General features: G+C 57.6%; 17 protein-coding genes. 11 read left to right on the forward strand and 6 right to left on the reverse strand.

Annotation, left to right across the window (positions count from 1 at the left end):
- Positions 1-39: 39 nt before the first annotated feature.
- From cobT to ACOYW2_RS02295, 8 genes are all read left to right on the forward strand, one after another.
- A complete protein-coding gene (gene cobT, locus ACOYW2_RS02260) occupies positions 40-1107 on the forward strand; it encodes a nicotinate-nucleotide--dimethylbenzimidazole phosphoribosyltransferase (protein ID WP_482769245.1) in 1068 nt (355 codons plus the stop codon).
- Between the two features lie 93 nt (positions 1108-1200).
- Positions 1201-2199 carry a methyltransferase gene (locus ACOYW2_RS02265; RefSeq protein ID WP_482769246.1) on the forward strand — a complete coding sequence of 333 codons (999 nt, stop codon included), beginning with the start codon at positions 1201-1203 and terminating at the stop codon, positions 2197-2199.
- A 149-nt stretch (positions 2200-2348) separates the two neighbouring features.
- Positions 2349-3014 carry a S24 family peptidase gene (locus ACOYW2_RS02270; protein ID WP_482769247.1) on the forward strand — a complete coding sequence of 222 codons (666 nt, stop codon included), beginning with the start codon at positions 2349-2351 and terminating at the stop codon, positions 3012-3014.
- A 179-nt stretch (positions 3015-3193) separates the two neighbouring features.
- Positions 3194-4393 carry an LPS export ABC transporter permease LptF gene (gene lptF / locus ACOYW2_RS02275; RefSeq protein WP_482769248.1) on the forward strand — a complete coding sequence of 400 codons (1200 nt, stop codon included), beginning with the start codon at positions 3194-3196 and terminating at the stop codon, positions 4391-4393.
- Positions 4390-5088, forward strand: coding sequence for an LptF/LptG family permease (locus tag ACOYW2_RS02280; protein ID WP_482769249.1), 699 nt, complete (start codon positions 4390-4392; stop codon positions 5086-5088). The genes lptF and ACOYW2_RS02280 overlap by 4 nt, the downstream gene beginning before the upstream one ends.
- Positions 4977-5468 (forward strand): LptF/LptG family permease, encoded by a 492-nt coding sequence (locus ACOYW2_RS02285; protein WP_482769250.1) that lies wholly within the window; start codon positions 4977-4979, stop codon positions 5466-5468. The genes ACOYW2_RS02280 and ACOYW2_RS02285 overlap by 112 nt, the downstream gene beginning before the upstream one ends.
- Positions 5469-5515: 47 nt before the next feature.
- Positions 5516-6598, forward strand: coding sequence for a tetraacyldisaccharide 4'-kinase (gene lpxK, locus ACOYW2_RS02290; RefSeq protein WP_482769251.1), 1083 nt, complete (start codon positions 5516-5518; stop codon positions 6596-6598).
- A gap of 753 nt (positions 6599-7351) precedes the next feature.
- The gene (locus tag ACOYW2_RS02295) at positions 7352-9304 is read left to right on the forward strand and encodes an LTA synthase family protein (RefSeq protein WP_482769252.1); all 1953 of its coding nucleotides are present in this window, start codon (positions 7352-7354) and stop codon (positions 9302-9304) included.
- Positions 9305-9392: 88 nt separating this feature from the next.
- On the opposite strand, the gene ACOYW2_RS02300 is transcribed toward ACOYW2_RS02295, so the two are convergent.
- The 3 genes from ACOYW2_RS02300 to ACOYW2_RS02310 are packed head-to-tail and all read right to left on the reverse strand — an operon-like array spanning position 9393 to position 11841.
- Positions 9393-9752: a nucleotidyl transferase family protein gene (locus ACOYW2_RS02300; protein ID WP_482769253.1), complete on the reverse strand. Its 360-nt coding sequence runs from the start codon at positions 9750-9752 to the stop codon at positions 9393-9395.
- Positions 9643-10842, reverse strand: a complete 1200-nt coding sequence (gene rfaE1, locus ACOYW2_RS02305) for a D-glycero-beta-D-manno-heptose-7-phosphate kinase (protein ID WP_482769254.1) — start codon at positions 10840-10842, stop codon at positions 9643-9645. The genes ACOYW2_RS02300 and rfaE1 overlap by 110 nt, the downstream gene beginning before the upstream one ends.
- Positions 10843-10884: 42 nt before the next feature.
- Positions 10885-11841: a GSU2086 family protein gene (locus ACOYW2_RS02310; RefSeq protein WP_482415040.1), complete on the reverse strand. Its 957-nt coding sequence runs from the start codon at positions 11839-11841 to the stop codon at positions 10885-10887.
- Positions 11842-12057: 216 nt separating this feature from the next.
- Here ACOYW2_RS02310 and ACOYW2_RS02315 point away from each other — a divergent pair, with 216 nt between their 5' ends.
- A complete protein-coding gene (locus ACOYW2_RS02315) occupies positions 12058-13101 on the forward strand; it encodes a glycosyltransferase family 9 protein (RefSeq protein ID WP_482769255.1) in 1044 nt (347 codons plus the stop codon).
- Here ACOYW2_RS02315 and ACOYW2_RS02320 read toward each other — a convergent pair.
- From ACOYW2_RS02320 to ACOYW2_RS02330, 3 genes are read right to left on the reverse strand one after another with little or no spacing between them, the layout of a single operon-like run.
- On the reverse strand, positions 13085-13759 hold the full coding sequence (locus tag ACOYW2_RS02320) for a lipopolysaccharide kinase InaA family protein (RefSeq protein ID WP_482769256.1): 675 nt from the start codon (positions 13757-13759) through the stop codon (positions 13085-13087). The genes ACOYW2_RS02315 and ACOYW2_RS02320 overlap by 17 nt on opposite strands.
- Positions 13756-14766: a glycosyltransferase family 9 protein gene (locus ACOYW2_RS02325; RefSeq protein ID WP_482769257.1), complete on the reverse strand. Its 1011-nt coding sequence runs from the start codon at positions 14764-14766 to the stop codon at positions 13756-13758. The genes ACOYW2_RS02320 and ACOYW2_RS02325 overlap by 4 nt, the downstream gene beginning before the upstream one ends.
- Before the next feature lie 32 nt (positions 14767-14798).
- Positions 14799-15548 (reverse strand): class I SAM-dependent methyltransferase, encoded by a 750-nt coding sequence (locus ACOYW2_RS02330; RefSeq protein WP_482769258.1) that lies wholly within the window; start codon positions 15546-15548, stop codon positions 14799-14801.
- A gap of 701 nt (positions 15549-16249) precedes the next feature.
- On the opposite strand from ACOYW2_RS02330, the gene ACOYW2_RS02335 reads away from it, so the two are divergent.
- Together ACOYW2_RS02335 and ACOYW2_RS02340 are read left to right on the forward strand one after the other, a co-directional pair.
- Positions 16250-17503: an O-antigen ligase family protein gene (locus ACOYW2_RS02335; protein WP_482769259.1), complete on the forward strand. Its 1254-nt coding sequence runs from the start codon at positions 16250-16252 to the stop codon at positions 17501-17503.
- Positions 17504-17596: 93 nt separating this feature from the next.
- Positions 17597-18700 (forward strand): glycosyltransferase family 4 protein, encoded by a 1104-nt coding sequence (locus ACOYW2_RS02340; protein ID WP_482769260.1) that lies wholly within the window; start codon positions 17597-17599, stop codon positions 18698-18700.
- Positions 18701-18707: the final 7 nt, after the last annotated feature.

Below are 18707 nucleotides of genomic sequence, written 5' to 3' on the forward strand. Positions count from 1 at the left end.
GCGCATGTTTTGACTGGATTGATTGAGGAGGGGTTCTGAATGACATTGCTCGAAAAGACCATCGGTTCCATTGTGGGGATCGATCGCGGGATTGAGACGCTTGCCCTTGCCCGCCTGGCCGACCAGGCGCGGCCCCAGGGGAGTCTTGGGGTGCTGGAACCCCTGTCCGCCCGCCTTGCAGCCATTGCCGGTAAAATCGATGTGAAGCTCGAAAAGAAGGTGGTGGTGACCTGTGCCGGAGACCACGGCGTGGTGGAGGAGGGTGTGAGCCTGTTTCCCCAGGAGGTCACCGAGCAGATGGTCCACAACTTCGTGATCAAGGGCGCCTCTATCAACGTGCTGGCCAAGCACGCCGGGGCCGAGTCCCTGGCGGCCGACATCGGCGTCAAGGCCGATTTTGATCCGTCTCTTCCCATCATCCATAAAAAGGTGGCCAGGGGCACCGAGAACTTTACCAAAGGGCCGGCCATGACCCGCGAGCAGGCTGTGGCAGCCATTGAGGCCGGCATTGAGATTGTGAACGAACTCGTGGCCGAAGGCGGGCTGGACATGCTCGGCACCGGGGACATGGGGATTGGCAACACCACCCCCTCCACGGCCATTATCGCCGTGCTCTCCGGGGAAAAGGTGGAAGACCTTACCGGGCGTGGCACGGGCATCAACGATGAGGCCCTTCAGCGCAAAATCGACGTGATCAAAAAAGGGATCGAGGTGAACAAGCCCGACCCCAAGGATCCCGTGGACGTGCTGGCCAAGGTGGGCGGCTACGAGATCGGCGCCCTGGCAGGGCTCGTTCTGGGGGCTGCGGCCCACGGCGTCCCGGTGGTGTGCGACGGGTTCATCTCCACGGCAGGGGCCCTGATTGCAGGGGATCTGGCCCCTACGGCCAAGGAGTACCTCTTTGCCAGCCATCGTTCCGTGGAGGTGGGGCACACCTTCATGCATGATCACCTGGGCGTGGATCCCCTTCTGGACCTGGGCTTTCGCCTGGGCGAGGGCACAGGGGCGGCCCTGACCATGGAGCTCCTGGACGCCTCCACCCGCATCCTGGCCGATGTCCTCACCTTCGACGAGGTGGCCATCAAGGATCCCCACACCAGAGGGTAATGTTATTTTTGTAACCGGTTGTGATACGATGCCCCTGCATGACGCCATGCAGGGGTATTTTTGTATGTGATTTTTGGAAAATGGATGGGTGAGATGACACCGTACTTGAAGTTCAAAAACGTGCTCACGGGGTATCGCCATTATCGGTTGCTTGAGGCAGCCTTTGACGCCGGGATGTTCGAGATCGTGGGCGCTGAACCTGTGACGGCCGAGGAACTCTGCCGCAAGGTGGGGTGGGACCCATCCTTCGGGGCCCGTGCCCTTGCGGCCTTGTGTGTATTGGGGCTTCTGGAAGAGACCCCGCGGGGGATCAGGGTTTCCGAGGAAGGGGCGCTTTTCTTCGGGGCAGATGCGCCCCATCCCATGGCCGGTACCCTGGCCTTTGAAAAACGGCTCTACGACTCCTGGGCTCTCCTGGGAAAGACCCTGGAGCAAGGCGAACGTGTCTACGCCGCATCGGAGAAGAGCGAGGCAGAGTACAAAAAAGACCTGGCCCAGTACATCGAGGCCATGGATGAGGCAGCCCGCATTCGGGCGGCTGAACTCTGGCAGGTGGTGAGGCCGGACAACGAGCAGGGCCTCTTTGTGGAGCTGGGGTTTGGCTCCGGGGCTTACAGTCTTGCCTTTTTGGAACGGCATCCCGGCTGGAGAGGCTCCCTTGCCGACCTGGATGATGTGGTGGGGATTTTTGGCGAGACCAAGGCGAGTCATTCAGCCTTTGACCGAGTGACCCTTTCCTGCGTGAACCTGCTGGATGAGAGCTGGGACCTTTCCGCCTGTGAAGGGGCCGATCTTCTTCTGCTCTCCAACCTGGTGCACTGCCAGGGGGACGAGGAGACCCTGGGGATCGTGCGGCGTGCTGCCGGGCTCCTGGCCCAGGGCGGCACCCTGGTGGTTCATGACTTTTACCGGGACCGGGGCGAGGCAGGAGGCATGTACGACCTTCACATGATGCTGAACACCTACAACGGGAAAGTGTACACCACCGGTGAGATGCGGGCCATGGTCGAGGCGGCCGGGCTTGTTTTTGCCGGGGACCTTGCCCTGCCGTCGGGCTCCTGCGCTGTTCTGGCACGAAAATGTGAGCCCTGAAACCCTTTACAACCCGTCATCCTCTGGCTATGATTCGGGCATTCTTACGTCACACGTGCAGGCTTTGGGAAGCCCCGGGGCCGTGCGTCGGCAATGGTCCTTGGACCGGCGGGGTGCAAGGGCGCCCCGGGCGGTGAAAGAGTGGGATTATGAAGTGGAACAGAGACGTGTTTCTCCATAATCTGGAGGAACTGGTTGCGCGGGAGTGGGGCGGGCGCCTGGGTGAGTTGGATCGCACCGTGGGCCTGACCGGTGCCTTTGAATCATGGAAAAGCGGCACATCCCCCACCATTGATGCCATTTTCAGGATCTGCAAGGCCTTGGACTGCGATATCACCTGGCTTTTGAACGGGTACACCGGGGGAGAGGGCGCCGGCATGGTCAACGCCCTGGTCTACATTCCCAAGTACCGTGCCACCTTGTCCGGTGGCGGCGGCTCCTTTGAGACCACGGCCGAGGTGCTTGAGACCTGTCCCTTTGGCGAAATCTGGCTTCGGAAAAAGGGCAATCCGTCGTCCCTTGTGCTGTTTGATGTGGCCGGTGATTCCATGGCCCCCATGATTTTAAGCGGGGATACCGTCATGGTGGACCGTTCCCGAACAGGGGAAGATGGCCGGTTTAAAGGGGGCATTTTTGCCTTTCGCGAAGGCGACGCCATTAAGGTCAAGCGACTTTATACGGAAGGGGCTGCCGTGCGTGTGCTCTCCGACAACAAGGCCGAAGCCGTGGACTATCTGGCCGATCTGACCGGTTTTGAAGTGATCGGGGAGGTGGTCTGGGTGGCCCGGGATCTTTTGGGCATGCATGCGTCATGAACAGCAGCCTGCCTCCGGCGTGAATGAATCAATCGTAAAGCTTCTGCCTTTGGCTTGACAGCCGAATCCGCTTCAATAAACCGAATGAGCCTTTGAAACCTGTTTATCAAACTTTTCAAAAGTTTGGCCTCCGGCAGGGCCGCCGAAGGCGCTTTTTTGTCTTTTTATACCAGTGATAGGTGACCTCCATTACCATTATCAATCGCTACATTCTGAAAGAGCTGCTGCAGCCTTTTTTACTGTGCCTGGGCTTTCTCAGCCTTGTCTTTCTCCTGACCAAAATCATCGACATCACCGACCTGGTGGTGAATTACCGGGCGAGTCTTTCCACGGTTCTTGCCATGGTGGGCTATACCCTTCCTGTAATGATGCAGTACACCCTGCCCATGTCCGTGATGATGGCGGTGCTGCTGACCCTCTTACGCATGTCCGCCGACCGGGAGATTGTCGCCATCAAGGCAGGCGGCGCCGGGCTTTCCGCCATCCTGTACCCGGTGGGGGCCTTTTGTGTGGCAATTAGCCCTCTGCTGACCCTGGCCGTGACGGTTTACGGTGTCCCCTGGGGGAACTACTCCTATAAAAAAATGGTGGTGAACATCGCCTCCGCCGGTGTGGACGCCTCCTTGAAAGAGGGCACCTTCAACACCAACTTCGACGGGGTCATGCTCTATGTGGAGCGCATCAACCCTGAGGACAAGAGCCTCCACGGTGTGTTTATCCGGGACACCCGGAACCCCGAAAGCGAGGTGGCCATCTCAGCCCCCAGGGGGGTGAGGTTTTTCTCCAAAGAGGCCGAGACCCTGACCCTGCGCCTTTTTGACGGTGAGGTCAACCAGGTGAATCTGAAGAACCGGTCGGTCAATGCCATTGCCTTTTCCACCTACGACATCCGGGTGAATTTCGGGAAGCTCAGCTCCAAGAAGAAGCTGGGAAGCAAGGCCCGGGACGAAATGAGCCTGTCGGAGCTTTCCGCCCATATCGCATCGGAGAAGAAGGCGGGGCGCAATCCGGATACGGCCATCATGGAGCTCAACGAAAAATTTGCCCTGGCCCTGGCGGCCCTGACCCTGGGAATCCTCTCCATTCCCCTGGGGCTTCGGAGTGCTTTTTCCCGCAAGGGCTCGGGCATGGGGCTGGGCCTTGTCTGTTTTCTTCTTTATTATGTGATGCATGCATCGGGATGGTCCCTGGGCAAGTCCGGGGCGGTTCCGCCGGAACTGGCCCTCTGGATGGGCAACGTGGTCATGGGAAGCGCGGGCCTGGTGTTTCTGGTGCGGGTCTCCCGGGAGAAGACCCTGGGGTTTGATGTTCTGGGCGGGTTGATTCTGTCGTGTGTACGCCGGGTCATCCGGCCCTTCCGGAAAGGAGGGCAATCATGAACATCATCCAGCGGTATGTTCTGAAACAGTTTTTCAAGTATTTTGCCATGATCCAGGTGGTGGTCTTCTTCCTGGTGGTGGCCATTGATTACCTTTCGTGGATCTCAAAGTTCCTCAGGGCGAACTACAACCTCCTGGACGGGGTGGGATTCGTGGTGATGAGGAACCTGGGGATCATCGTGATGATGACCCCGGTGTGCGCCCTGTTGTCCAGCGTGGTGCTCTTCGGGCTCATGCGGAGAAACAATGAGGTGGTGGCCCTCATGGGGGGTGGGATCAGCGCCTGGAAGCTGGTGAAGCCCCTGGCGTGGGCGGGCATCATCTTGACCCTCCTCGTGTTTATCCTTGCGGAAACCCTGGTTCCCGTGGCCTTGAACAAGGCCACCTATATCCGCATGGTGGAGATCAAAAAACGCAATATCCAGACCACCCACGGAAACAATATCTGGTTGCGGCACGGGCGGGAGATCATCTACATCAAGCATTACACCATCGCCACCAAGACCCTGTCCGGGGTCTCCATCACCCGGTTTGCCGATGAGGCGCGCTTGTACCATGCGCCCGGGTGGACGCCGCCTCCGGGGTGTATACGGGCAGGGGCTGGTCCCTTGAGGATGCCATTGTCCAGGAACCCGTGGAGTCCGGCGGTCAGCGTTCTCAGTATGTGTCGGCCGCCATCGACATGGTGGGGGTGATGCCCGAGGACCTGGGCAGCGTGGTCAAACAGGCTCGGGAGATGAGTTTTTTCGACCTCTGGGAGTATATTCGGAAGATGGAAAAAGAGGGGTACGATGTCACCCGCTATCGGGTGGATTTTCACGCCAAGATGGCCTTTCCCCTGCTTTGCCTCATGATGGTGATGATCGGCTCCGGCATTGCCCTCACGCGGGAGCGTCATGAAGGGATCCCTGTGTCCGTGGGCATCGGCATATGCGCCGCCTTTCTCTTCTGGGTCTTCTACAGCCTCTGCCTCTCCCTGGGGTACGGCGAAATGCTGCCACCCTTTGTTGCAGCATGGGCCGCCGATGTGGTGTTCCTCTGCGGGGGCGGACTCCTGCTGCAGGACGTGGAGTGACGGGCACCTGGGTTTCGTAAAGGGAAACGAGTGATTGTATGGGGACTATGACGGATTACATTGAACGTGCCTTTGAAGACGATGGGCGGACCTCACCGTTTTCGCCCAAGTTTGCCCTTCTGGGGCTTTCCAAGGTGTACGGCGCCCTGGGTCGGGCCAAGCGGGCGGCCTATGAAAAGGGGCTGCTGGAGGAAAAACGCCTGCCTGCAAAGGTGGTGGCCATCGGCAACCTCACCGCCGGGGGCACGGGCAAGACACCCATGACCCTCTTTGCGGCCCGGTGGTTTCAACAGAAAGGGGCCGGGGTGGTCATCGTGAGCCGTGGGTATGGCGGGAGTCTCTCCAAAAGGGGGGCCGTGGTTTCCGACGGAGACGCTGTGTTTCTCTCCCCCCATGAGGCCGGTGATGAGCCGGTGATGATGGCCGAGCAGCTTCCCGGTGTGCCCGTGGTCATCGGCAGCGATCGGGTCGCGGCAGGCATGGAAGCCTGCGATCGGTTTCGGCCCGATGTGGTGATCCTGGACGACGCCTATCAGCATATCCGCCTGGCCCGGGACCTGAATATCCTCCTTGCCGACGGCAGCCGCCCCTTTGGAAACGGCCATGTCCTGCCGAGGGGACCCTTGCGTGAACCCCTGTCCGCCCTTTCCTGGGCCGACGCCGTTGTGTTGACCCGCGCAGGCCAAGGGGATGTCCATGGATTTTCAGGCCATCTGCCCAAGGAGTTGAGGGGCATGGTCGCTTCTCTGCCCGTGCTTTCGTCCACCCACCGGGCCTCCCTTGTTGACGGCACGGGGCGTCCCGTTAGCCCGGATGAACTGGGGCCGGTATTTCTCTTTTCCGGCATCGCCAAGAACCATGCCGTGGAAGAGGGGGCCGAAAGGCTCGGTGTGACCATTGCCGGACGCTGCTTTTTTGGCGATCATCACTCCTACACCGAGGCGGAGGTCGCCGCCCTGGAGGCCCGGGCCAGGTCCTGTGGTGCCTCCGTTCTGCTTACCACGGACAAGGACAGGGTCAAGGTGCGAACCATGGCTTCCATGCCCCTTGCCACCATCATGGTTTCCATCGAATTCAATCAGGACCTTCCTGCCGTCACCGCCCTTTTAGAATCCCTGATTCGTCAATAAATACGGGTAGCGCTTTTTTGGCTCCGGTTTTGTTGGGAAATCCTTTTGCCCCGCATCCAGGCCATGATTTTTCAAAAAGCGCCCCGCTGAGGGAGACCTGAATCGGCACGGGGGCCGGATGCTTACAACGGTTCGATGTTGCTGTTTCCGGTCGCCTCTCTTCCTTTTGGGGGGCTCTCCGCACAGGTCCATCCGGGGGTAATCGCATGGCGAATACGCTTTCATGCTGTGAAAACCCCTTGTTGTGTGCTATGGACCTAGTTGACGATTCTATGTCAACGCCGGAGGGGAGTTCGTGTGGGAGCGGCTCCCCTTCGGCATCTTTCCCGGTTTTTCCTGTCTTTCCCCCTCCTTTTTTAATTCATCCCATGACCCATCCGTACGGCCTTTCCATCATCCCCAAGGGTGTCATAGCGTTTATGTGGACCCTGCGCAGCATATCTGTTTGGCAGGAGGCATTGTGGCTTTATCAACCCAGTCGCAGGTGGTCGATGGGAACTGACAACGGAGAAATGGCTTTAATTCTGCGGGTAAATGTATTAAATAGGCCTCCGAATGATGATCCTGCCCCAGGGCTTCGGTAAGGATCATACAAAGAAATCGCACCGGGATGATCGAAGTCTGCTGCCGCTTCTTACAAATAAGAGCGAAGCATGGGAATATGTATCGGTGTGTTTCAGGAGACGTTGTATGCAGTACCCCAGGAAGTTGCGCCTGTCTTGGAAGGCGTTTTGTGTTGAGTTGCAGAAGGATATGAAACTGCTTTTGTTTTTGATCCTTACCTTGCAGCTTTATCGTCTGTTTGTCCTTGTGATGTTTCGAGATGCCGTGACTGGAAGCATCGGCCTGACAGACTATATCCTTGCTTTTTTCAGTGGGCTCCGGTTTGACGGCCGCGTATCCGTGTTGGTTCTGATTCCCACCTTTCTCACCTCGATCTTGTGTGCGTTTGCGGACGTCTCAAGGGGCGCTACCGTGGTGCGGGCATGGATGGCTCGCATCGCCCTGCTGTTGAACGCCGTTGTCTTTTCGGTGAACTTCATGTTCGTCACTGAATACAAGGACACCTTTAACCAGTGGATTTTCGGGGCGGTGTACGATGACTTTGGTGCTGTGATCAAGTCGGCGTGGACCAGCTACCCTGTGGTGACCATCACCGTGGCAACGGTTCTTTTTTATTTCTTGGCCCTGAAATGTGCCTTACGATTTATCAAGACACCTGTCTTTCCTGATGCCTGGTTCTCTTATCTTGGCAAGTCTCTGCCCATGAAAGCGGTGACCGTGGCCTGCATGCTCTGCATCGTGACCTTTTGCGGACGGGGGTCGGTTGTGAGCAGGCCGGTGCAGCTGAAGGATGCTTCCGTCACCCGGGATTCCTTTTTGAACCGCATGGTGCTGAACCCCTGGTCCGCCCTTCGCTACACCGTAAAGCACCACAAAAAGGTGGCAAGCGCTGCAGGTCTTGAGAGCATTTTACCGGACGGAGATATGCAAGGGGCTGTGAGCTCCCTCTTTGGCGAAGCCCCCGGAAATTCCCTGGACGCTGCCATGGCCCGGACCAGCCGGGGGGCGGCAGCACAGCGGCCCAAGCATATTTTTTATTTTGTCATGGAGAGTATGGACAGCTGGTCCACCCTTGAGCGGTACCGCTCCCTGAACCTGATGCCTGAGCTGGCGCGACTGGGGAAAGAGGGGATGCAGGTGCGATCCTTTATTTCTGCCAGCAGCGGGACCATGGTCTCCCTGTCCGCCATAATGACGGGGCTCCCCGATGTGGGAGTTATCACCAATTACCAGCCCGCAGCCCAGAAACCATTTCCCACCTCCATGGCCCCTCAATTCAAAGATTTGGGATATGAGACCAACCTGTTTTACGGAGGCTATCTCTCCTGGCAGCGCCTTGAGGACTTCGCCCTGAACCAGGGGTTTGATGCGTGCTACGGCGGCAACCACATGGGCGATTGGCTCAAGGGCAACGAGTGGGGCGTGGATGACGGGGACCTCTTCGATTTTATCGTGAAACAGCTTGATAAAGAGACGCCATCCTTTAACCTGATCCTCTCCACCTCCTACCATCCGCCTTACGATATAGACGTGTACGGCAAGGGCTTTCCTTTAAAGGCGATTCCCCCTGAGCTTTCGGAGGTGTACGACGGAAAGATCCCCCTGGCCACCTTTGGTCACCTGTGGTATGCGGACCATGAGCTGGGGCGGTTTGTCCGGGCAGCGGAAAAGCGGTTTCCCCAGGCCCTGTTCGCCATTACAGGGGACCACTGGTCACGGAAATTTTTGAACGAACACCCATCCCTTTACGAGAGCCGCAGTGTCCCCTTTGTGCTGTACGGAAAAGAGGTGCTCAGCGGGGTTCCCATCCCCAAGCAGGTGGCAGGGAGTCACCTGGATATTATGCCGACTCTGCTCGATCTGGCGGCCCCAAAGGGTCATGCCTATCATAGCCTGGGCACCAGCATGCTGGACCCGGATCGCAGGCAGGTGGGCATCGGGCGGGGCATGATGGTGACCCCTGGGTACATGATCTCCGGCAGCCGTGTGGAGCATCTGCCCTACGCCGAGGAGGCCGAGGTTCCGGACACCGGCGAGGTGTCACGGCTTGTGCAGAGCTGGCGTGCCCTGGGGTGGTGGCGGATCATGAAAGGGGATGCCCTTCCGGCAAAGGCCAACACCATGGTCGGGCTGGCGCCCTGATCATGGTGACATGAGAACACAAAAGGCGACACGGATGACCGTGTCGCCTTTTTTTACGCCGTCTGTTGGCCGTGATGGCTAAAGTTTATTACTGCTTGTCTAAAATACGCTGTTCAATCCCCGTGGTGCTGCGGCCTTCCATGAGGGGCACGAGTTCCACGCGGCCGCCGTAGCTCTCCACCACCTCTTTGCCCACCACCTCATGGGGCTTGTAGTCCGCTCCCTTGACCAGGATATCGGGCTTTAACGCCCGGATCAGTTCAATGGGGGTGTCTTCGTCAAAGATCACAACAAGGTCCACGGAGGAGAGGGCGCTCAAGATGGCGCCGCGGTCCTCTTCACCCACGATGGGGCGACGGCTTCCCTTGAGCCTGCGTACGGACGCGTCGCTGTTGAGTCCCACCACCAAACGATCCCCTAAGTTCCGGGACTTGTGGAGAATGTCCACGTGGCCGTGGTGGGAAGGGGACAGGTCGAGCTGGTCGGAGACCGCCGCCGTTGGCCGTTGTCCTGCCAGGCACGGCGTGGGTGGTGTCTGGACGGTTGCAGCGTCGAGCCGGCTCCCATTTTTCTGTCCCTTCATCCTGCTTGAGTTCGCCGATGGTGACAGGCCGGGTTCCCAGCTTACCCACCACAATGCCTGCGGCCGCGTTGGCCAGGCGAGCGGATGCCTCAAAGGGGAGTCCTGCGGCAACGGCTGCGGCCAGGGTGGCGATGACCGTGTCCCCGGCGCCGGAGACATCAAAGACCTCCCGGGCTTCGGTGGGGATGAACAGGGCGTCTTCAGCCCCTGCTTTGAGGCACATGCCGTCGGCCCCCCGGGTGAGGAGAAGGTTGGCCAGTCCGTAGGTGGTGCGGGTCTCTTCCACCTGATCGGTGACGGCCGCTTCGCTTGGGGTGAGGCGGTGGCCCACGACCAGCTCAAGCTCGCTGGTGTTGGGGGTGACGCAGGTGGCGCCGTGGTAGCGGTCCCAGTCGCTCCCCTTGGGGTCCACAAACACAGGAATCCCTTTGTCTGTAGCCATGCGGATCAGGGCCTGGCAGACGCCTTCGGTCTGCATCATCCCTTTGCCGTAGTCCGAGAGGATCAGGGCGTCGGCGGATTCCAGGGTTGAGCGGCAGGTTGCCAGGAGCTGCGCTTCATCGGTTTCGGAGAGGATGGCGGCAACCTCGCTGTCCAGTCGGAAGAGTTGCTGCTTTTGAGCCATGATGCGCGTTTTTGTTGTGGTGGGACGCTCTTTGGAAGCCACAAGGCCGTCCGTTGCGATGCCCATGTCTCGTGCAAGCCAGGTGACGCGCCTGCCGGTTTCGTCGTCTCCCAGGAGGCCCACCAGGGTCACCTGGCATCCCAATCCGGCCAGGTTGGCGGCCACATTGCCTGCGCCGCCTAAAATTTCGGTGGTCTCACCGGTTTTGACCACGGGGACCGGGGCCTCGGGTGAGATGCGTTCCACCTCGCCCCAGATGTATCGGTCCAGCATGACGTCGCCCACCACAAGGACGCGTGTGGTGCTGAAGGTATCGGTGTTGATGTGCATGGTGTGTCAGGTTTCCTTCGTTTGGGTGTACGTGCTCGGGCGCTACAGGCTACCGGCTTCGATCTCCATGATGGCAGAGGCCAGCAGGGGGATCATGATCTCATGGTGGCCTGTGATGGCATAGCCTTTGCCGCCCGGCATGACGGGGCGGGAGACCACGTTGACGTGGGGCCGGTAATGTTGGATCATGTCGAAGTTTGCCGTGGTGAAGTGGGTGACTTTGTGTCCCAGGTTTCGGGCCACGGCCAGGGCTTTGAGGAACACTTCGGGCATGATGACGGCGCTGCCGAAGTTGAGGACCACCCCGCCGTCTCCAAGGTTGGAGACGCTGTGGGCAAAGATGCGAAAGTCCCTTAAGGATGCTTCGCCGATGGCGGCTCCCTTGGCCGTGGGGTGCTGGTGAACAATGTCGGTGCCCAGGGCAACGTGGAGAGTGTAGGGGATCCCCAACTCGTGGGTCCTGGCCAAAAGCGCCCGGCCCCTGTGGGGGGCGTCCTCTTCGATGAGCATGGCGCCTACGGCCTGGCCGAACCCTTCGGTGCCTTCAGCTGCCCGTTCCGCGGCGTTGTTGACCAGGGCGGCCGTGTCTTCGGCCATGCCGAAGGAGCCGTCTTCCAGCTGGGCGGCCACGTCTTCCGAGGTGTGGCCGAAGCGGGCCAGCTCGGTGTCGTGGATCCCTGCAGCGCCGTTGGATGCAAAGTGGGTGATGAATCCCTGCCGGGCAAGGTCGGCCAGGATGGGTGAGCAGCCTGTCTTGATGACGTGCCCGCCGATCATGGCCATGACGGGCTTGCCCTTGGCCTTGGCTTCCACCACGGCACGGGCCACGGCCAGGAGGTCCCCTGCCTTTAAAATCCCGGGAAGGTTTTGGAAGAATCGGGCCATGGAGGTTCCCGCCTCGCAAGGGGTGCCCTCAAGGGAGGTGGTTACTTTGGAAGGGCGCTGGGTGGCGGAGTAGGTCCGGACCTTGGTTATGTCTATCTCTTTGTATCGGGTCATGGTATCACAGAGTCGTTGTTTGGGTTATGGACACACGGGATGGCTGGTGTTGGGCTTCGTGTGAGGTGGCTTTTTTTGTGCATCAAGTCATATCACAGCGTTGCCCGGCAGTGGAAGGGGATTTTCCCTCTCCCATGGTTACCGAAAACATGGCCTTCCGGCAAGGGCAACACGGCCTTTTAAACCGGCGAGTTAAAACGTGGGAAGGATGTGGGAATGGATAAAATTCCGGCTAAAAAGATATGTGTGATTCGAACTTCGGCCCTGGGGGATGTGGTCCATGCCATGGCCTTGGTGGAGGCCCTGCGCCACGGATACCCAGACGCGGAGATCACCTGGGTGCTACAGCCCCTGGCCTATGAGATGGTCAAGCATCAGGGTGCGGCAGATCACTATGTGCTCTTTGATCGCAAAGGTGGGCGTAAGCACTGGCAGGCGTTGCGGAAACGGTTCAAGGGAGAGGTGTATGACGTGCTCCTCATGCTCCAGGTGAGCATCAAGGCCAGCGCCATCTCTACCCTGATCAAGGGGCGGCTCAAACTGGGCTTTGATATGGCCCGGTCCCGGGAGTGTCAGTGGCTCTTTTCCAACCGGCGCATTCCCAAGAAGACCCCGGGCCACGTTCAGGACCAGTTTTTTGAGTTTGCGGAGTACCTGGGTGTAACGGGTTACCCTGTGGCGTGGAATTTCGGGTTTACCGACGCCGAGCAGGACAAGCGGTCGGCCTTTTTTGACGGCCTGGCGGCTCCGGCCGTTACCTTTGTGGTGGCTTCTTCCAGCCCCGACAAAGACTGGCCTGCGGACCGCTACGCTGAGGCTGTGGATCATGTGGCTCGAAAAGGCCTGGTTCCGGTTCTTACAGGAGGCCCCAGTCCGCGGGAGAAAGCCCTGGCAGATGAAATCAGCCGCCTGGCTGAAACAAAGCCCGTTATTGCCCTTCAAAACGGCATTCGGGATCTTCTCGTGGTGCTGTCGGGCTCCACGGTTGTGGTCTCTCCGGACACGGGACCCCTGCACATGGCCGTGGCCCTCAACGTACCCACCGTGAGTCTGTTCGGGTATTCCAATCCCAGGCGTTGCGGACCCTACCGGCGCTTTCAGGAGCTTCTCATCGACCGGTTCACGGAATCTGCGGAAGAGAACGGGGCCAGGCGTTATTTTAAGACAGGGCGCATGGAGTACATCTCCGTATCCGATGTCACGGAAAAGATCGATCTGGCCCTTGAACGCTATGCCGGATCGGCTACAGACCGTCCATGATACGTATGAAATGATGGCTGAGGGTTTCGGGCAGGTTGTGTTTTTTCACGGCCCGGAGCCACCTTTTGACGTAGAGGTCAGCAAGCTCCTGCCTGGGACCGACCCCTTCCCGGGCCTTGTCGAAATCAATGAGAACGGGCAGGTCCCCTTCAGTGACGATGATGTTGCCCGGGTGCAGGTCCACATGGTGGATTCCCATATCGAGCAGGGCTTTCATCTGGGGGGCAAGGCGGACAAAGAGGGCTTCCAGCCGGACTTCGGGGAGAGGGGCTGTGGCCAGTGTGTGGTCGTGGGGTACGGTCTCCATGAGAAGCCAGCAGCATCGAAGGATTTTGCCCGATTCAATGGTGCCCAGGGGAACAGGGGCCTTGACGGCCGTTCCTGCGAACCTTGCCAGAAGTTCACACTCCCGAGCGGCCCTGCTCTGTCCGCACCCCATGTAGAATTTTCGATTGACCTTGCCCAGGAGCCCTCCCCTCAGGAAGGGCTTGATGGCCACATGCTTTCCGGCGATGCCGTCAATGAACTGCAGGGAGCCTCGCCCTCCCAGGGTCTTGGTGGTCTGCGCCAGGGTGTGGGGCAGGCGCTGTATAAGGCGGGCCGCTTCGTCGTGTGTGAGGGCAAGGGGGCTTGTGACAGTGTAAGGTCCGATCTTCATGAGTGCTCCTCTGCCAGGAGGGTCTCCACGGCGGAGAGCACCTGCTGCGGGGTGATTTCCCGCATGCACGCTTCGGTGCCGTTGGGGCACTCTCGTTTCCCGTGTCGGCCGCAGGGGCGGCATGGAAGCTCTTTTTCCACCACAATGGCTCTGTTTTTCCAGGGCCCGAAGCCGAAGGCAGGGGTGGTGGAGCAGAAGATTGCCACGTTGGGCACCTTGAGGGCCGAGGCCATATGAAGGGCCATGCTGTCGTTGCAGATGATTACTGTCGCCCGGCTGGCAACCCAGATCATCTCACCGATGCCCGTCTTTCCTGCAAGGTTTATGGCCGGGATCCCTTGGGATGCCTGGCTGCAGGCCTCGGCTTCGGCCGGTCCGCCAGCCACCACAACGGAGAGCCCTTTGTCCAAGAGAGCCTTGGCAACCGCACGGTAGCCTTCGGAGTGCCACATCTTGGTCTCCCAGGCGCTTCCCGGCACCATGAGGGCAAAGGGGCCAGGGGGCATGGCGCGTTTGAGGTCCTCGGAGATGTCAGCATCAGGGGGCGGGAAAAGGCGCATGTCGGCCTTCAAGGTGGTGATGTCGGCTTCGCCCTTAAGGATGGCAAGGTTTCTCAGTACGTCATGCACCGACGGATCCCGCCGAAAGGTCCGATGGTAGAGAAAGCGCCCCTTGGCATTGGAAAAGCCGATGCGCTCCGGGATCCCTGCAAGGGCAAGCATCACACTGGTGCGGATGGATCGGTGAAGGGAGTAGACGCGGTCGAAACCCATGGCTTTCACCTGTGCTGCCATGGCCCGAAGTCCCTTGATTCCTTTGGCGCTCCCTCGCTTGTCATAGGGAATGACTCCGGAGATCAGTGGGTCGTGGGCCACAAGATGGCTGGACAAGGGGGTGGTCATCATCCAAAGTTCCGCATCGGGATGGAGGCTTTTAATGCCTTCGATGACGGGCGTTGAGAGGATGGTGTCCCCCAAGAAACTGGTCTGGACAATCAGTATTTTCATATAAGGTCTGTTTCAGTGGTGTTCCGCGTAGGTCATTTGGGTGAGGTTGTTCCGTCCTCTTTTTTTTCGAAAACCAGAATGAGCGACCGGCTGAACAGCAGGTTGTGCTGAAACATCCAGTTGGGGGATTTTGATGCCTTGCCACCGCTCCATCTGTTCCGGAATTTCGGCATCTGGAGCCACGCAAATCCCAGGAGCAGAATCGGAGAGAGCAGGGGAATCAGGATTTTTCGCTTGAACTTGTCTCCATCTATACCAATGAGCTCAGCCCCGTGGCATGCGAACAGGTATTTGAGCTGAACAATACTCAAGGATGAAATATGGCCCCTGTCGATTTTTTCATGCTCAAGGGCGGGCTGGTTGGCGTAAGGCTCAAATTGGAAAAACGTCCCGGTAAAGAGGAACTGGAACCTGCTGTACAGGTTGTGGATATTGGGCAGGGAGATGATCACGCGTCCGTCTGACCGGCAGATTCTGCACAGCTCGGCAATGAGCCTGTTCGGTTCGATCACATGTTCGACCCCTTCTAAGCAGAGGATGGTATCGAAACGTTTATTCTCAAAAGGGAGGCTCGCTTCCATGTCGGCATATACATAGTCCGGCTTTTCGGCGTTGATATCGGCACAGACGACGTTGTGGCCTGCTTCGGCGAGCTTTTGGGACAGAAGGCCATTTCCCGCAGGAATATCGAGGATATCCTGCTTTTCAGGTCGTTTGACGACTTCATGGTACACCTTGGCCATGTACCCTGTGAAATTTTTAACGTGTGAGAATTTTTTCATTATGGTCGCTTTTTTTCGCGCAAGCGCGTAAGTGTCGATTACGGAAGATCGCTATAATTTTCGAGCTGAATATATAAACATTGTGGGAAAAAGTCCATTGAATATACGTATGATTTATCGTGAGCGAAGGTAATATCCGTGATCTTGCCGGTGGCCTTCGGTAAACGGGAAACCCGGAATGAGAGCAATGAAGCGATATCCCATGACCGTATCAGGCAGGCGGGAAGGATCTTCAAACATCCGTTCTCTTGTTATGTTTTAAGACGTTCTGTTTATGGCGTTGTGACAGCCTCCAGGTTGTGATATCACTTTTCAAAAATACTACCCTGGGCTGTATGGCGATTCAGGGGGGCGATGGATGCATCTTGTTTTCATTTCTGAGGAACGTCATGGCTCGCACGTAGCGGTGATTTTTATCCGTACATTGCGGTTTCGGGCGGGTTGACGCAGCTTTGGTGACCACCTGGGTTTGGTTGGGGCTGTTTGGATCGGATATCAAGGACGAAAGTGATCGCTCCACGGGACCAGAACGTTTCAAAAATCAGTGTTGCCTCGTTTTCGCGAAGCCCCTTTCCATATGCCCTGCCCTGCCCTGCCATGATGTGCTGGCAATAACCTTATGTTTTCGCAATGCAAAAAAATAACGTCATGCGTTCAGGCTTTTCTGATGGCATGTTTTGATGATTCTTCAGGAGCGGTGTGTGGAAGAACAGGACTCTATCGTAGTAAGTCGACGAGAAATATTGGGCGGCTATTTGGACAAGGCGACATTCGGGCTTGCCATTCTTTTTTGTCTCTTTGTGTTCGTCTCCAAGGCTGCCATGAACTCTTTGGGAGGGCTGCTGCTTTTGATTGGGCTTGTCTCTGCGGGGTTAAACAGGCAGCCACTTTTAACAGAAAATAAGTACCTCTCCTTTTTTCTTATTCCCATTGGGGTAGGGGCCGTCACGGCCCTGTTTTCAATTTCAGGCGGACTGGCCTCCGTGGCTTCGTTTTTAAACGACATGAAATTCTTTTTTCTTCCCATTGTTCTTGCCAGTGCGATCCGGGATGAAAAGAGATTTGGATGGCTTTTGGGGGCGGTGCTTTTCTCGGGTGTGGTGGCTGTGTCTTGGGGGATGGCAGACCCAGGACAGCGTGTGTTTGGGTTGTTTCATGGCAGGCATGCCGTCGGGCGTACCGCAGACATGCTGATGGTCACTATCCTGGGCATTGTGGTCTATCTCGGAAACGGTTCCTTCAGGCGAAAGATAGGCGCGGTTTGGGTTGTTGTTTTGGTCTGCATCGGGGGGCTGCTTTTCTGGGGGATGATCATGACCGCCATCCGGGGGGCCTGGCTGGGTGTCATCTTGGGACTTGGGGTGTATGCTTTGTTGTTTAATCGCAAGTGCCTTGTTGCAGGTGTTGTCTTAGTGGTGATCGCCTGTAGTATCGGCCCTGCAGGGAAGGTAATTACGGAGTTCAAGTCCATCGGGGATACCACCTCCAACCATTCGAATCTTGCCAGGCTCCAGCTGTGGCGTGCTGGGCTGGATTTTTCCAAACAGCACCTGTTCCTAGGGGCTGGCCGGGAGAAGATCGACGAGCAGTTCAAGGCCTTTTACACCTCACAGCCCGAGGCCTATCAAAAGAAGTATCCTTGGAGCAATACGTTTCCAGGAAACTTTCACAACAGCTACATCCAGTTGTTGGCTGAATGTGGGTTGCTCTTTTTTTTGGTTTTTTCTGTGTGTGGTGTTTTGATATTTTATCAGCTTATCCGGGGCCTGGCCTGGGTTCCCCCAGAACAGGCCGTGTATGTGCAGGCCGCTATTTCCGGAGGGGCGGGTTTTCTGGCGAGCCAGTTTTTTCATGGTGAGCTTGTTTCGTACGGCGGGATTTTGCTTGTCTTGGTTCTTTTCGGTGGCTTGATGGTTGCCCGGAATACGGAACACAGGGTGGATTCGGTCACATAAGATGGCTGTATACCATGGCGGGTAGCGTATTTTCGGGCGGCCTGTCGGGTGATGCGTTCATCGTAATGGATTTAAGGATACGGGGTATTTCGTATGAACCAACATATTCTTCAGTTATGCCTGTCTCCGGACTTAGGAGGCCTTGAACTTTATGCCTTGAGGCTTTCCACTTTCCTTGCTCCCGAGGTGAATCTGACCTGCATTGTGTCGGAGGCGGGGCGGTTGAAAGGGGCCTTTGACAAAGCGGGGGTGCCGTGTATTTCCCTTCGGAAGCCGCCCAAGCTCCTGCCGTTTCGCACTGCCAGGAAAATTGCGGGTATCATCGACGCAGAGGACATTGACGTCATCCATATCCACTGGACAAAGGATATCCCCATTGCCGTGTTGGCAAAGCTTTTTTCCCGGAAGAAACCAAAGCTGGTGCAGTCCCGGCACATGACCATGACCCGCTTCAAAGGGGATGTGTACCATAAGTTTTTGTACAAGCACATGGACATGATGATTGCGGTTACCCGGCAGGTCCAGAAGCAGATCGAGGCGTATGTTCCCTCTGGCGTGAGGCCTGTGGTGGAGACTCACTATATCGGAGCCAAAACACCTCAGCCCATTAATGAAGACCGGAAACAGGCTCTGCGTGCGCAGTATGCCTTAGGGGCTTCGTTTACCGTGGGGGTGGTTGCCCGGATCGAGGAGGGCAAGGGACAGTATCTTCTTATTGATGCCGTAAAACGGTTGAAGCAACAGGGGATGGAGATCAAGGCCCTTCTTGTGGGGGACGCCATGGAGGAGTCGTATCTTGAAGACCTCAAGGCAGACTTGAAGCGAGACGGACTGGAGTCGAATATCGTGTTTACCGGGTTTGTGACCAATGTGCAGGAACTTATGCAGACCTGTGATGTGGTGGTGTTGCCTCCGGAGGAGGAGACCTTCGGCATGGTTCTCATTGAAGCCATGAAGTGCGGTGTTGCCGTCATCGGGAGTAATCGCGGAGGTCCCCTTGAGATCATTGAGGATCGTCGGTCCGGACTGTTATTCGAGAGTCTGGACAGCCGGGACCTGGCCGACAAGATCGGGTATCTTTACACCCATGGTGAGGAGAGGGAGCAGATCGCCCAAGAGGGCCGGAAACGGGCCTGTGATTGTTTTGATGAGCAGACTCAATTTCAGGAAATGCTGGGGGTTTTGACCTCGCTGTGACGTCGGC

This window comes from Desulfoluna sp. CLI2B (assembly GCF_056847375.1).

Bases quoted from the DNA above. Each gene is read 5' to 3' on its own strand.
- cobT (WP_482769245.1), top strand. From the start codon at position 40: ATGACATTGCTCGAAAAGACCATCGGTTCCATTGTGGGGATCGATCGC.
- ACOYW2_RS02265 (WP_482769246.1), top strand. From the start codon at position 1,201: ATGACACCGTACTTGAAGTTCAAAAACGTGCTCACGGGGTATCGCCAT.
- ACOYW2_RS02270 (WP_482769247.1), top strand. From the start codon at position 2,349: ATGAAGTGGAACAGAGACGTGTTTCTCCATAATCTGGAGGAACTGGTT.
- ACOYW2_RS02280 (WP_482769249.1), top strand. From the start codon at position 4,390: ATGAACATCATCCAGCGGTATGTTCTGAAACAGTTTTTCAAGTATTTT.
- lpxK (WP_482769251.1), top strand. From the start codon at position 5,516: ATGACGGATTACATTGAACGTGCCTTTGAAGACGATGGGCGGACCTCA.
- ACOYW2_RS02295 (WP_482769252.1), top strand. From the start codon at position 7,352: ATGAAACTGCTTTTGTTTTTGATCCTTACCTTGCAGCTTTATCGTCTG.
- rfaE1 (WP_482769254.1), bottom strand. From the start codon at position 10,842: ATGCACATCAACACCGATACCTTCAGCACCACACGCGTCCTTGTGGTG.
- ACOYW2_RS02310 (WP_482415040.1), bottom strand. From the start codon at position 11,841: ATGACCCGATACAAAGAGATAGACATAACCAAGGTCCGGACCTACTCC.
- ACOYW2_RS02315 (WP_482769255.1), top strand. From the start codon at position 12,058: ATGGATAAAATTCCGGCTAAAAAGATATGTGTGATTCGAACTTCGGCC.
- ACOYW2_RS02320 (WP_482769256.1), bottom strand. From the start codon at position 13,759: ATGAAGATCGGACCTTACACTGTCACAAGCCCCCTTGCCCTCACACAC.
- ACOYW2_RS02325 (WP_482769257.1), bottom strand. From the start codon at position 14,766: ATGAAAATACTGATTGTCCAGACCAGTTTCTTGGGGGACACCATCCTC.
- ACOYW2_RS02330 (WP_482769258.1), bottom strand. From the start codon at position 15,548: ATGAAAAAATTCTCACACGTTAAAAATTTCACAGGGTACATGGCCAAG.
- ACOYW2_RS02340 (WP_482769260.1), top strand. From the start codon at position 17,597: ATGAACCAACATATTCTTCAGTTATGCCTGTCTCCGGACTTAGGAGGC.